This window comes from Serratia sp. SA088 (assembly GCF_049065515.1).
In the GTDB taxonomy this organism is placed as follows: Bacteria; Pseudomonadota; Gammaproteobacteria; order Enterobacterales; family Enterobacteriaceae; genus Serratia; species Serratia nematodiphila.
Window position 1 is genome coordinate 39,188 of the sequence record NZ_JBAKGW010000005.1, and the last position, 12,329, is coordinate 51,516.

The window sequence follows — 12,329 nt, forward strand, 5'->3', positions numbered from 1 at the left end:
CCGCCTACAGCGCCAACCGCGCGACAAATCCCCCCGCCGGGCGATTGGCGAAACTGATCTGTAAACCATGCAAGCCGGCAATACGCTGTACGATCGAGAGCCCCAGCCCGCTGCCGGTCTGTTCCTGCCCCGGCGGGCGATAGAAGCGCTCTCCGAGCCGCGCCAGATGCTCCGTGGTGACACCCGGACCGTCGTCCTCCACCGTCAGCGAACGTTCGCTCAACGTCACGGTGACGACGCCGCCCTGCGGGGTATAGCGCACCGCGTTGTCCAGCAGATTGCGCAACAGCAGCGACAGCAGCAAGGTTTCTCCCTGACGCGGCGGCGGCGTTCCCCGATGTTCATAGCGTAGCGTCACGCCCGCCGCATGCGCCTGCCGATCCTGTTCCGCCAGGGTCATCGTCACCAGATCGTTCCAGTCGATCGGCGCCAGTTCGGCCAGATCCGACAGCGAATCCAGCCGCGACAGCGTCAACAGCTGATCCACCAGCCGGGTGGCGCGATCGATGCCGAGCGTCAGATTGTCCAGCGCGTGCTCGCGCATCGGCGCATCGTCCCCCGCCAGCTGCACCACTTCGGTCTGCACCCGCAGCGCCGCCAGCGGGCTGCGCAACTCGTGCGCGGCATCGGAGGTGAAGCGTCGCTCCCGCACCAGCAAAGCGTTGATGCGGGCAAACAGCGCATTGAGCGCATCCACCAGCGGGCGCACCTCGGGCGGCACCTGGCGCGCGTCCAGCGGCGTCGCATCATCGGGCGCGCGCCGGCGCAAACCGGCGGCTACCGTGCGCAACGGCCGCAGCTCGCGCCCGACCATCAGCGCGATCAGCAGCATCAGCACCGGCAGCGTCGCCAGCCAGGGCACCAGTTGGCCGGTCACCATGCCCAGCGCCATATCGCGCCGGTAATCCCACTCCTGGCCGACCACGATGCGATAGCGCCCGTCCGGGCTGGTCAGCCACACCAGGCGCCAGCTGTCGTCATCGCCTTTGCGCTCGCCGTCGGTAAAACCCTCACGCTCCCCGTCAAACAGGAAGTCGGCACCGTTCTCGCCGTCGTTGAGCAGCATCTTGCCCTGGCGATCGAAGATGGCGAACGCCAGCGCGTCGTCGTCCTGTTCGCCGCGCTTGCCGTGATGCACCAGCTTCTTGGTTTTCGGCAGGCTGCGCGCGCTTTCATCGGCCAACAGATCGCCGAGGTTGGCGGTCGCCAGCCGTTTGGCGAACAGCATCTGCTGGGTGTCGAACACTTCGTTGATGGTGTTGCGCGACATCACCCAGGCCACCACGCTGGCGGTGCACCAGGTCAGCAGCGCCAGCAGGCTGAAGATCAGGATCAGACGCAGCCGCAGGCTGAGACGCTTCACGGCGCATCCCCCAGCGTGTAACCCACGCCGTGGATGGTACGGATGAAGCCGTTGCCCAGCTTGCGCCGCAGGTGGTGAATATGCACCTCCACCGCGTTACTGCTCACCTCGTCGTCCCAGTTGTACAGTTTCTCCTGAATCAACGGCCGCGCCAGCACCCGCCCTTTGTTGTGCAAAAACAGCTCCAGCACCGCCAATTCGCGCGGCGTCAGCGTCACCGGTTCGCCGTTGCAGCTCACGCTGCGGGTGGCGCTGTCGAACACCACGTTGCCGTGCGTCAGCTGCGGCATCAGTTGGCCGTGGCGACGGCGGATCAGCGCCTGCAGGCGCGCCGCCACTTCGGCCAGCGCGAACGGCTTGCACAGATAATCGTCGGCGCCGCTTTGCAGCCCGCTGACCCGCTGCTCCAGCGCATCGCGGGCGGTGAGGATCAGCACCGGCACGTCCTGCCCGGCCTGGCGCCACTGGCGCAGCAGATCCAGGCCGTCGAGGCCCGGCAGGCTGAGATCGAGGATCACCGCGTCGTACGGCGCGCTGTCCAGCGCATTTTTGCCGACGGCGCCGTCGGTGAACCAGTCCAGATTGAAGCCGAGTTTGGTCAGCCCGGCCTTGATGCCGTCCCCGATCAGTTTGTCATCTTCGATCAACAGAATTCGCATGAGTATCCCTTTTGAGTCTTGGCGCCATTGCACCACAAGGTTCTTAAGAACCGCTTAAGCATGGCGATCCGCGCTACCCACCCCGATCGGGTTACAGTAGAATGACTGCACTTTTTTGCAGCCTGGGCCTGCGTACGCCGCACGGCCCGTTTCAGGAGACGTTGTGATGAAACCCACCACCGTGACCCACTTGCGCCAGTGGAAACAGGAGCAACGCAAGTTTGCTACCCTTACCGCCTACGATGCCAGCTTTGCCAAACTGTTTGAAGAGCAAGGCATCAAAGTCCTGTTGGTGGGCGATTCGCTGGGCATGACGCTGCAGGGCCACGACTCCACGCTGCCGGTCACCGTCGCCGACGTGGCCTATCACACGCGCGCCGTGCGCCGCGGCGCGCCGGCCTGCCTGCTGTTGGCCGATCTGCCGTTCATGAGTTACGCCACCCCGGAACAGACCTTCGCCAACGCCGCCGAGCTGATGCGCGCCGGCGCCAACATGGTGAAACTGGAAGGCGGCAGCTGGTTGTGCGACACGGTGAAAATGCTCGCCGAGCGCGCGGTGCCGGTATGCGGCCACCTGGGCCTGACGCCGCAGTCGGTCAACGTGTTCGGCGGTTATAAGGTGCAAGGGCGCGACGAACTGGCCGCCAAGCAGCTGTTGCAGGACGCGCAGAATCTGGAACTGGCCGGCATTCAGCTGCTGGTGCTGGAATGCGTGCCGACCGAGCTGGCGCGCCAGATCACCGAAGCGCTGTCCATTCCGGTCATCGGCATCGGCGCCGGCAACGGCACCGACGGCCAGATCCTGGTGATGCACGACGCCTTCGGCATCACCGGCGGCCACACGCCGAAGTTCGCCAAGAACTTCCTGGCGCAGAGCGGCGATATCCGCACGGCGGTGCAGCACTACATTCAGGAAGTGGAGCAAGGCCTCTACCCGGCGGCTGAACACTCTTTTAACTAAGCGATGGTTCCAGGAGTCACCCAATGATTATTATCGAAACCCTGCCGATGCTGCGTCAGCAGATCCGCCGCTGGCGCCAGGAAGGCAAACGCATCGCGCTGGTGCCGACCATGGGCAACCTGCACGACGGCCACATGACGCTGGTCGATGAAGCGCGCGCCCGCGCCGACGTGGTGGTGGTGAGCATCTTCGTTAACCCGATGCAGTTCGATCGCCCGGACGATCTGGCGCGCTACCCGCGCACGCTGCAGGAAGACAGCGAAAAGCTGACCCGCCGCGGCGTCGATCTGGTGTTCGCGCCGGCCCCGGCCGCGGTTTATCCGCAGGGCCTGGAGCAGCAGACCTACGTCGACGTGCCGGGCATCTCCACCATCCTGGAAGGCGCCAGCCGGCCGGGCCACTTCCGCGGCGTTTCCACCATCGTCAGCAAGCTGTTCAACCTGGTGCAGCCTGATTTGGCCTGTTTCGGCGAGAAGGATTACCAACAGCTGGCGTTGATCCGCAAAATGGTGGCGGACATGGGTTACGACATCGATATCGTCGGCGTGCCGACCGTGCGCGCCAAAGACGGCCTGGCCCTCAGCTCGCGCAACGGCTACCTGACCGCCGAAGAGCGCAAGGTAGCGCCGCAGCTAAGCAAGATCATGAACGCGCTGGCGCAACAGCTGGCCAATGGCGAGCGCCAGATCGAAGCGCTGCTGGAGCAGACCGCCGAGCAGCTGCGCGCCGCCGGCTTTACGCCGGATGAGCTGTTTATTCGCGACGCCGACAGCCTGCAGCCGCTGACGGTGGACAGCCGGCGAGCGGTGGTGCTGATGGCAGCCTGGCTGGGCAAGGCGCGTCTTATCGACAACCAGCAGGTCGACCTGACGCTGTAAGCCGTTTTTTATACTATCGTCACCCAGAATACCTGACCATTGGTAGACAATGGCGGAGCAATCGGTGACGATAGAGATTGCAGGGATGCAGGAGAGATGTTCAACCCCAGCGCCTGTGAAGGCCGATATTCAGTTAGGTAAAGCTATGATACGTACTATGCTGCAAGGCAAGCTGCATCGCGTCAAAGTCACTCAGGCTGACTTGCACTATGAAGGCTCCTGCGCCATCGACCAGGATTTCCTGGAGGCCGCCGGCATTCTGGAATATGAAGCGATCGATATTTACAACGTGGATAACGGCCAGCGCTTCTCCACCTACGCCATCGCCGCCGAGCGCGGTTCGCGCATCATTTCGGTCAACGGCGCCGCCGCGCGCTGCGCCTGCGTCGGCGACAAACTGATCATCTGCTCCTATGTGCAAATGACCGACGCCGACGCCCGCCAACACCACCCGAAAGTCGCCTATTTCGAAGGTGACAACAACCTGCAGCGCAAGGCGAAAGCCGTGCCGGTTCAGGTCGCCTGACAATAAAACGGGCGCCTTGCGCGCCCGTTCTTCCTTATTGCACCACCACCGTGCCCGGCTTGTTGGCTATCCGATCCGCCATGGTCTGGATCGAGTCGGTGCGCAGAATATACAGCCGCTTTAGCGTATAGGGGTTATCCCCCGGCTTTACCTTGCCCTGCACCGTGGTCACCGCCAGATGGAAACCGGCGTCCTGCGCCGCCTGAATCGCCCGTTGGTTATAGCCGCCGAACGGGTAAGACAGATACAGCACGTGCGGATTGAACTGCGACAGCGCGCGGCGTGAGCGCTCAAAATCAAACTCGATATTGTGCAGCGAACGGCTCAGCAAAATCGGCTGGCGATTACCGTCGGTGCGGTGCAGGAAATGGGTATGCGACTGCACGTCGAACACGTCCTGAATCTGCTTGAGCTCCGAGACGCTCATAAACTGCAGCGAGTCCGGGTTCCATTTCTGCGGATGGCGTTTGATGCGCGAAGAGATGATGAACGCCGTGGCGCGGAAACCGTAATCCTTCAATACCGGGTAAGCGTAGCGATACACCGATTTCAGCCCGTCGTCGAAGGTCAGCACGACCGCCTTGCCCGGCAGGTTGATCTGATTTTTCAGGTAAGCTTCCAGCTGGTACAGCGAAATGGTGTCGTAGCCCGCCTGCTTCAGGTAGGTCATCTGGTTGCTGAACGCCACGTCTGAAGTGGTGGTCGAGGTGTGGCGGAAGCGTTTGTTCTCTTCGTTTTTCAGCAGGTGGTGGTAAGTCAGCACCGGTATGCCGTTATCGATCTCGCAGTCCAACTCATTAATGAACCCCAGCCGCTCGCCGATGTTGACTTCGTACCAGGTGTTGTTCAGGCGATCCTTCAGCTTGCCGATGATCGGATAGCGCAGGTTGCCTTCCAGCGTGCCCAATACCTCGCTGTCCTTGTCCGCTGCGGTGTATACGTCGATCGTTTTTTGCGTGATCAGATTCTGGTTGGTCAGCGGTTTGTTCAGCTCGCCCAGATCGTCTTGCACCTTGCGCGACTTCTTCAATTCACGCACGTCGTCTTTATCGATAAAGCCGGTACCGTGCCCGAATTTGAATTCGTAGTATTCCGCATCCGCCGGGAAGACTTGGAGCAGTTGCCCGCGCTTCACTTCCCCTACCGGGATCACATGCTCGCCCACCAACGCATAGACTTCGCTATCGCGCTGCGCTTCCATGTATTCAGATTTAACCGCGCTGTCTTCCGACAGCAGACTAGCCAGGCTCACAGGGGAAACCAACGACATCAGAATGCCGAGCAACCCAGCCGTTAACGTGTATTGAGACCGCATGATGATGTTCTGCTTACGAGTGCGTAATGACAAAAGTGGAGGAAATGTGGAGCGCCAGCATAGCACGATTTGAACAGCGGGGAACTAGCGGTTATTTGAGCAATTCTATTGATTTACGCGCCGCCTGCGCCAAATCAAGAAAAGCGCCCCCGCCGGGAAAGCGAGGGCGCGATACGATCAGCTGCGCAGGCCGCGGCCACGCTCGATCAGGTACCAGGACAGCAGGTAAAACACCGCGATAAACGCCACCAACACCGCCATGGTGAACGCCAGCGGCACGTCGTTGATGCCGAGGAAACCGTAGCGGAAGCCGCTGATCATATAAACGATGGGGTTCAGCTTGGACACCGCCTGCCAGAATGGTGGCAGCAGCGACAGCGAGTAGAACACCCCGCCCAGGTAAGTCAGCGGCGTCAGCACGAAGGTCGGGATCAGGCTGATGTCGTCGAAAGTGGTGGCGAACACCGCATTGATCAGCCCCGCCAGCGAGAACAGGATCGCCGTCAGCAGCAGCGTCAGCGCAATCACCCACCAGGCGTGCACCTGCAGCGGCACGAAGAACAGTGAGATGATGGTCACCAGCACGCCGACGCAGATGCCGCGCGCCACGCCGCCGCCGACATAGCCGGCGATCACCACGTGGGTCGGCACCGGCGCCACCAGCAGTTCCTCAATGTTGCGCTGAAACTTGGCGCTGAAGAACGACGAGGCGACGTTGGCATAGGAGTTGGTGATCACCGCCATCATGATAAGGCCGGGCACGATGAACTGCATGTAGCTGAAGCCGTGCATATCGCCAATGCGCGAGCCGATCAGGTTACCGAAGATGATGAAGTACAGCGTCATGGTGATCACCGGCGGCACCAGGGTCTGGATCCAGATGCGCGCGAACCGGTTTACCTCTTTGGCCCAGATGCTCTGTAAGGCCACCCAATACAAACGCGTCATGCTTTCTCTCCATTGCCGTTAACCAGGGTGACAAACAGCTCTTCCAGGCGGTTCGCCTTATTGCGCATGCTCAGCACCTGCACGCCCTGCGCGCTCAGCTGGGCGAACAGGCCGTTCAGCCCCTGCTCGCGCATCACCTCCACTTCCAGCGTCGAGGTATCCGTCAGGCGGCTGTGGTAACCGTCCAGCTTCGGCAGCGGGCTCTTCGCCGCCAGATCGAGGATGAAGGTTTCCGACTTCAGCTTGGCCAGCAGCCCCTTCATCGAGGTGTTTTCCACCAGTTCCCCGTTCTGGATGATGCCGATGTTGCGGCACAGCATTTCCGCCTCTTCCAGATAGTGGGTGGTGAGGATAATGGTGGTGCCCTGGGCGTTCAGATCTTTCAGGAAGCCCCACATCGAGCGACGCAGCTCAATATCCACCCCGGCGGTCGGCTCATCGAGGATCAGTAGCTTCGGCTGATGCATCAGCGCGCGGGCGATCATCAGGCGGCGCTTCATGCCGCCGGACAACATGCGGGCACGCTCGTTGCGCTTGCCCCACAGATCCAGCTGATTGAGGTATTTTTCGGCGCGCGCCATCGCTTCACGCCGCGTGACACCGTAGTAGCCCGCCTGATTCACCACGATCTGCAACACGGTCTCAAATGGATTGAAGTTGAACTCCTGCGGCACCAGGCCGAGCTGGCGCTTGGCGTTGACGATGTCTTTATCGATGTCGTAACCGAATACCCGTACGCTGCCGGCCGTTTTGTTCACCAGCGAGCTGATGATGCCGATGGTGGTGGACTTTCCGGCGCCGTTTGGCCCCAGCAGGGCATAAAAGTCCCCCGCTTCGACGCTCAGGTCGATGCCGCGCAGCGCCTTGACGCCACCGGCGTAAGTCTTGGTCAGCTGCGCTAATTCCAGTGCATAATTCATATGTAAAATAGTACCTTATAACGATGAGTATGCCGCCACTCCCCTGTTTGCGAGGCTTGAAACACTAACGATAATCCTAGCATCGGCGACGTTTTCACTGCGTCGAATCCGTGCGCTAAATGAGGCTGCACCACTGTTCCGATTTCCAAATTGTGACGCTTACCCTATATTACCCCAACGCAATCTGTCCGTTACGGGTCAATCACCTCCATGAAAGAAATCGAAGAGCTTATCGCCAACAACCAGGCCTGGTCGGCCAATATCAGTCAGGAAGACCCGGATTTTTTTGAACGTTTAGCCCAGGCGCAAAAGCCCCGCTTCTTATGGATTGGTTGCTCTGACAGCCGCGTTCCCGCAGAACGCCTGACCGGCCTCGAGCCGGGTGAACTGTTCGTCCATCGCAACGTGGCGAACCTCGTTATCCACACCGATCTTAACTGCCTGTCGGTGGTGCAGTATGCGGTAGATGTGCTGGAAGTCGAACACATCATCATCTGTGGCCACCTGGGCTGCGGCGGCGTGCAGGCGGCGGTGGAAAACCCGGAGCTGGGTTTGATCGACAACTGGCTGCTGCACATTCGCGATCTGTGGTACAAGCACAGCTCGCTGCTGGGCGAGCTGCCGCCGGAACAGCGTTTCGACATGCTGTGCGAGATCAACGTCATTGAACAGGTGTACAACCTGGGCCACTCCACCATCATGCAATCGGCCTGGAAGCGCGGCCAGAAGGTGATGATCCACGGTTGGGTGTACGGCATTCAGGACGGCCGCCTGCGCGATATGGAAGTGCTGGCGACCAGCCGCGAGAGCCTGGAGATGGGCTACCGCAAAGCGATAGCCAAACTGAAGCAGGATAAAGGCGTATAACCCCGCCGCGGGCGCGGCTTGCCGCGCCCCACATCCAATTACTCGTCCAGCAGCACCACTTTGCCGACGTACGGCAGGTGACGATAACGCTGAGCGTAGTCGATGCCATACCCCACCACGAACTCATCCGGGATCGAGAAGCCGACATATTCAACCGGCACCTGCACTTCACGGCGCTCAGGTTTGTCCAGCAAGGTGCAAATCGCCAGCGACTTCGGCCCGCGCAGCGCCAAAATCTCGCGCACTTTGTTCAGCGTGTTACCGGAATCGATGATGTCTTCCACGATCAGCACGTCTTTGCCGCGAATGTCTTCGTCCAGATCCTTGAGGATCTTCACGTCGCGGGTGGTGGACATGCCGCTGCCGTAGCTGGAGGCGGTCATAAAGTCGACTTCGTGCGGCACGTCGATCGCGCGGCACAGATCGGCCATGAACATGAAGGAGCCGCGCAGCAGCCCGACCAGCACCATGTCGCTGCCGCTGTCGCGGTAATGCTCGGTGATCTGGCGGCCAAGTTCGGCGATACGGGTCTTAACTTCCTGCTCGGAAATCATTACGTCTACAGTGTGTTTCATAGTATTCAGGTCAGTTGCCGGAAGAAAGGTGCGGAGTTTAGCATAGCCTTTCGCCGGTGGCGACGCGAGCGCGCCGCCACATGAGCGCCGGACCGCGATCAATCGGCGACGGTGAAGCCCATCATCATGCCGGTATCTTCGTGTTCCAACAGGTGGCAGTGGGCCATATACGCATGTTCGCTGCTTGCCGGATGATCGAAGCGCACCAGCACTTCGCTGCGCCACCCTTCGACGCGCACCGTGTCCTTCCAGCCGCTGCGATGCGCCGCCGGCGGTTTACCGTTTTCCGACAGGATACGGAACTGGGTGCCGTGAATGTGGAACGGGTGCAACATCATGTCGCCCTCGCCGGAAATGGTCCATTTCTCATACTGGCCCCGTTTGGCGGCGAACATCGGCTTGGTCATGTCGAAGGCCTTGCCGTTGATCATGTTGCCGTGGCTGAAGTCGAACGGTTTGGCTTTGCCCTGCGCGCCGCCGTGATCCATCCCGGCCATCTTGCCATGATCCATGCCTTTCATGTTGCCGTGATCCATGCCCTGCATGCCGCCCTTTTCCATGCCTTTCATGTCGCCACCGCCCATCGCGCCATGATTCATGCTCATGCCGGCCATCGCCTGGTGGCCATAACGATCCATCAGCGCCTGCATGCCGAGCATATCCAGCTGCGGATCCATCATCAGCTGTAGCCAGCGCTCCTGGATGCCGGTGATAGCAGGCAATGTCGGCAGCTTCACCAGGCTATCCGGCATGGCTTTAATGCCCTGCGCCAGCGAGGGCTGAATGCGCAGCACCGGCAGCGGTTGATCGAACGGCGCCAACGTCATGCCCATCTGCTTCACCGGCAGCGTCACGATATCGAATGCTTTCCCATCCGAGGCATCGACCAGTACTTCAAAGCGTTCGCCCATCAGCATCGGCAGCTCGGTCAGCTTCACCGGCTCCGCCAGGAAACCGCCGTCGCTGGCGATAACGTACAGCGGACGGTTGTCACTGGCAGCCAGATTCAGCGAGCGGGCGTTACAACCGTTGAGGAAACGCAGACGCAGCCAGCCGCGCGGCGCCAGATGTTGCGGATACTGCGCGCCGTTGGTGAACATGCGATCGCCAAACCAGCCCACCGCCGCGCTCATCACGTCCAGGCGGTATTCGATCTGCGCGTCTTTGCCCAGCCGCTTATCCTGCAGGATCACCGGAATGTCATCCTGCCCCCAGGTTTTCGGCAGCGGCAGTTTGGCGCTTTCATCGTCTTCCAGCAGCACCAGCCCCGCCAGCCCCATCATCACCTGACTGCCGGTTTTACCGTGGGTATGCGGGTGGAACCAGCAGGTGGCCGCCGGTTGATCAACGGTGAAATTCACCGTGCGCGTCGCGCCGGGATGGATCAGCGCCTGCGGGCCGCCATCGACGTCGCCGGGAATTTCCAGGCCGTGCCAGTGGACGGTACTGGCCTCCGCCAGGCGGTTTTTGATATCGACCGTCACCGGCTGGCCACGCTGCAGCTTCACCGCCGGCCCGAGCAGCGCGCCGTTGAATCCCCAGGTTTTGGTGACGGCGCCGGGCAACCAGCGGGTTTCCCCCGCCTGCAGCGCCAGCGCAATCTTTCCCTGCGCGTCGGGCGTCAACAACGGCGGTACCGGCAGGGCCGGCCTATCGGCCGCCCAGGCGGCTCGGCTCCATAACGGCAATGCGCTCGCCGCGCCCAGCGCGGCGGTTAATTTAATAAAATCACGGCGTAACATCGCTGACTCCCTTTTCTCAGTGACATAACTCAATGCCGCCAGCCTAAACCTTCCCCCTGGCGGAAGGTCAAGCCTTTCCTGGCGGTATTTTAAGCTATGCCTCACAATCAAGAGAGTGTGACTGGCAAGCGCGACGCCGGCCCGCCGGCAATAAAATTTGGTGCCTTTACAGACAAGTGTGGTAACGTCAGCAGACGACAAACAGGCCTATTTCATGATGAAAAAAACAACGTTATCGATGCTGTTGCTGGCGATGCTGGGCTTCTCCAACGCCAGTCTGGCGCTGAATGAATCCGAGGCGGAAGATCTGGCCGATCTGACGGCGGTATTTATTTATTTGAAAAATGATTGCGGCTACAACGATTTGCCAAACGCGCAAATCAAACGCGCCATTGTCTATTTCGCGCAACAAAACCGCTGGGATTTGAGCAACTACAACAGTTTCAATATGAAGGCGCTGGGCGAAGACAGCTATCGCGATCTCAGCGGCATCGCCATTCCAACGCCCAAGAAGTGCAAATCGCTGGCGCGCGACTCGTTGAGCCTGCTGGCCTACGCCAATTAATTCTTTCCCCTTCTCCCATCCGCTTAACGCTCTCTCTGTCTGAAATTCAACCGTGCATCGCCAGGCAGAGTTAGCTATGATGTTGCGCCGATTTTTCATGGCTGTTATTACGGAGTTTCCCGCACATGACCCAGAAAGAAATTTGGTACGAAACGCTGCATACGGGCTTCGGCCAGTACTTCTCGGTAGAGAAGGTGCTGTACCGCGAGAAGACCGATCATCAGGATCTGGTGATCTTCGAGAACCCGGAGCTGGGGCGCGTGATGGCGCTCGACGGCGTGGTGCAAACCACCGAGCGTGACGAGTTCATCTATCACGAAATGCTGACCCACGTGCCGCTGCTGGCGCACGGCCGGGCGAAGAAAGTGCTGATCATCGGCGGCGGCGACGGCGGCATGCTGCGCGAAGTCAGCCGGCACCCTGGCGTGGAGCAGATCACCATGGTCGAGATCGACGCCGGCGTCGTCGAGTTCTGCCGCCAATACCTGCCCAACCACAGCGCCGGCGCCTATGACGATCCGCGCTTCAAGCTGGTGATCGACGACGGCGTCAACTTCGTGAATCAAACCGACGAAACGTTCGATGTGATCATCTCCGACTGCACCGATCCGATCGGCCCCGGCGAAAGCCTGTTCACCTCGGCGTTTTATGAAGGCTGCGCCCGCTGCCTGAATGAGGGCGGCATTTTCGTCGCGCAGAACGGCGTCTGTTTCCTGCAGCAGGACGAGGCGGTCAACAGCCACGCCAAACTGAGCCGCTACTTTAGCGACGTCAGCTTCTATCAGGCGGCGATCCCGACCTATTACGGCGGCATCATGACCTTTGCCTGGGCGAGCCAGGACCCGGCGCTGCGCCAGCGCGATCTGCCTGCCCTGCAACAGCGCTTTAACCAAAGCGGCCTACACTGCCGTTATTACAACCCGGCAATTCACGTCGGCAGCTTTGCCCTGCCGCAATATTTGCTCAATGCCCTGAACGTAACACGTTAAGCGAGAAGATAAAGGAGGTGG

At 60.5% G+C, this 12,329-nt stretch carries 13 protein-coding genes; 6 read left to right on the plus strand and 7 right to left on the minus strand.

Going from position 1 to position 12,329, the window contains the following annotated elements; all coding sequences use genetic code 11:
* Positions 1 to 4: 4 nt before the first annotated feature.
* Positions 5 to 1,363: a quorum sensing histidine kinase QseC gene (qseC, locus tag ACOWVD_RS14080; RefSeq protein ID WP_049239911.1), complete on the minus strand. Its 1,359-nt coding sequence runs from the start codon at positions 1,361 to 1,363 to the stop codon at positions 5 to 7.
* Positions 1,360 to 2,022, minus strand: coding sequence for a quorum sensing response regulator transcription factor QseB (qseB, locus tag ACOWVD_RS14085; protein ID WP_004937550.1), 663 nt, complete (start codon positions 2,020 to 2,022; stop codon positions 1,360 to 1,362). Before qseB ends, qseC begins: the two co-directional genes overlap by 4 nt.
* Positions 2,023 to 2,188: 166 nt before the next feature.
* Here qseB and panB point away from each other — a divergent pair, with 166 nt between their 5' ends.
* From panB to panD, 3 genes are all read left to right on the plus strand, one after another.
* On the plus strand, positions 2,189 to 2,983 hold the full coding sequence (panB, locus tag ACOWVD_RS14090; RefSeq protein WP_004937548.1) for a 3-methyl-2-oxobutanoate hydroxymethyltransferase: 795 nt from the start codon (positions 2,189 to 2,191) through the stop codon (positions 2,981 to 2,983).
* 23 nt (positions 2,984 to 3,006) lie between these two features.
* Positions 3,007 to 3,861, plus strand: coding sequence for a pantoate--beta-alanine ligase (panC, locus tag ACOWVD_RS14095; RefSeq protein WP_048325348.1), 855 nt, complete (start codon positions 3,007 to 3,009; stop codon positions 3,859 to 3,861).
* A 145-nt stretch (positions 3,862 to 4,006) separates the two neighbouring features.
* Positions 4,007 to 4,387 carry an aspartate 1-decarboxylase gene (gene panD, locus ACOWVD_RS14100; protein ID WP_004937544.1) on the plus strand — a complete coding sequence of 127 codons (381 nt, stop codon included), beginning with the start codon at positions 4,007 to 4,009 and terminating at the stop codon, positions 4,385 to 4,387.
* Positions 4,388 to 4,421: 34 nt separating this feature from the next.
* Here panD and ACOWVD_RS14105 read toward each other — a convergent pair whose 3' ends face one another.
* From ACOWVD_RS14105 to ACOWVD_RS14115, 3 genes are all read right to left on the minus strand, one after another.
* A complete protein-coding gene (locus ACOWVD_RS14105; RefSeq protein WP_015379029.1) occupies positions 4,422 to 5,702 on the minus strand; it encodes a polysaccharide deacetylase family protein in 1,281 nt (426 codons plus the stop codon).
* Positions 5,703 to 5,879: 177 nt separating this feature from the next.
* Complete coding sequence (locus ACOWVD_RS14110) at positions 5,880 to 6,650, minus strand: ABC transporter permease (RefSeq protein WP_004937535.1); 771 nt, start codon at positions 6,648 to 6,650, stop codon at positions 5,880 to 5,882.
* Positions 6,647 to 7,570, minus strand: a complete 924-nt coding sequence (locus ACOWVD_RS14115; RefSeq protein WP_021504747.1) for an ABC transporter ATP-binding protein — start codon at positions 7,568 to 7,570, stop codon at positions 6,647 to 6,649. The genes ACOWVD_RS14110 and ACOWVD_RS14115 overlap by 4 nt, the downstream gene beginning before the upstream one ends.
* Positions 7,571 to 7,780: 210 nt before the next feature.
* Here ACOWVD_RS14115 and can point away from each other — a divergent pair, with 210 nt between their 5' ends.
* Complete coding sequence (gene can / locus ACOWVD_RS14120; protein ID WP_015379031.1) at positions 7,781 to 8,437, plus strand: carbonate dehydratase; 657 nt, start codon at positions 7,781 to 7,783, stop codon at positions 8,435 to 8,437.
* A 38-nt stretch (positions 8,438 to 8,475) separates the two neighbouring features.
* On the opposite strand, the gene hpt is transcribed toward can, so the two are convergent.
* Positions 8,476 to 9,012: a hypoxanthine phosphoribosyltransferase gene (gene hpt / locus ACOWVD_RS14125; RefSeq protein ID WP_048234659.1), complete on the minus strand. Its 537-nt coding sequence runs from the start codon at positions 9,010 to 9,012 to the stop codon at positions 8,476 to 8,478.
* Between the two features lie 98 nt (positions 9,013 to 9,110).
* Positions 9,111 to 10,754, minus strand: coding sequence for a multicopper oxidase CueO (gene cueO / locus ACOWVD_RS14130; protein WP_049239912.1), 1,644 nt, complete (start codon positions 10,752 to 10,754; stop codon positions 9,111 to 9,113).
* Between the two features lie 217 nt (positions 10,755 to 10,971).
* On the opposite strand from cueO, the gene ACOWVD_RS14135 reads away from it, so the two are divergent.
* The gene (locus tag ACOWVD_RS14135; RefSeq protein WP_004937515.1) at positions 10,972 to 11,319 is read left to right on the plus strand and encodes a YacC family pilotin-like protein; all 348 of its coding nucleotides are present in this window, start codon (positions 10,972 to 10,974) and stop codon (positions 11,317 to 11,319) included.
* Between the two features lie 125 nt (positions 11,320 to 11,444).
* A complete protein-coding gene (gene speE, locus ACOWVD_RS14140) occupies positions 11,445 to 12,308 on the plus strand; it encodes a polyamine aminopropyltransferase (protein ID WP_004937512.1) in 864 nt (287 codons plus the stop codon).
* Positions 12,309 to 12,329: the final 21 nt, after the last annotated feature.

Excerpts from the sequence above, each read along its gene's own strand:
- panC (WP_048325348.1), top strand. The coding sequence starts at position 3,007 with ATGATTATTATCGAAACCCTGCCGATGCTGCGTCAGCAGATCCGCCGC.
- speE (WP_004937512.1), top strand. The coding sequence starts at position 11,445 with ATGACCCAGAAAGAAATTTGGTACGAAACGCTGCATACGGGCTTCGGC.
- ACOWVD_RS14105 (WP_015379029.1), bottom strand. The coding sequence starts at position 5,702 with ATGCGGTCTCAATACACGTTAACGGCTGGGTTGCTCGGCATTCTGATG.
- hpt (WP_048234659.1), bottom strand. The coding sequence starts at position 9,012 with ATGAAACACACTGTAGACGTAATGATTTCCGAGCAGGAAGTTAAGACC.
- ACOWVD_RS14115 (WP_021504747.1), bottom strand. The coding sequence starts at position 7,570 with ATGAATTATGCACTGGAATTAGCGCAGCTGACCAAGACTTACGCCGGT.
- qseB (WP_004937550.1), bottom strand. The coding sequence starts at position 2,022 with ATGCGAATTCTGTTGATCGAAGATGACAAACTGATCGGGGACGGCATC.
- ACOWVD_RS14135 (WP_004937515.1), top strand. The coding sequence starts at position 10,972 with ATGAAAAAAACAACGTTATCGATGCTGTTGCTGGCGATGCTGGGCTTC.
- panD (WP_004937544.1), top strand. The coding sequence starts at position 4,007 with ATGATACGTACTATGCTGCAAGGCAAGCTGCATCGCGTCAAAGTCACT.
- ACOWVD_RS14110 (WP_004937535.1), bottom strand. The coding sequence starts at position 6,650 with ATGACGCGTTTGTATTGGGTGGCCTTACAGAGCATCTGGGCCAAAGAG.
- cueO (WP_049239912.1), bottom strand. The coding sequence starts at position 10,754 with ATGTTACGCCGTGATTTTATTAAATTAACCGCCGCGCTGGGCGCGGCG.
- panB (WP_004937548.1), top strand. The coding sequence starts at position 2,189 with ATGAAACCCACCACCGTGACCCACTTGCGCCAGTGGAAACAGGAGCAA.
- can (WP_015379031.1), top strand. The coding sequence starts at position 7,781 with ATGAAAGAAATCGAAGAGCTTATCGCCAACAACCAGGCCTGGTCGGCC.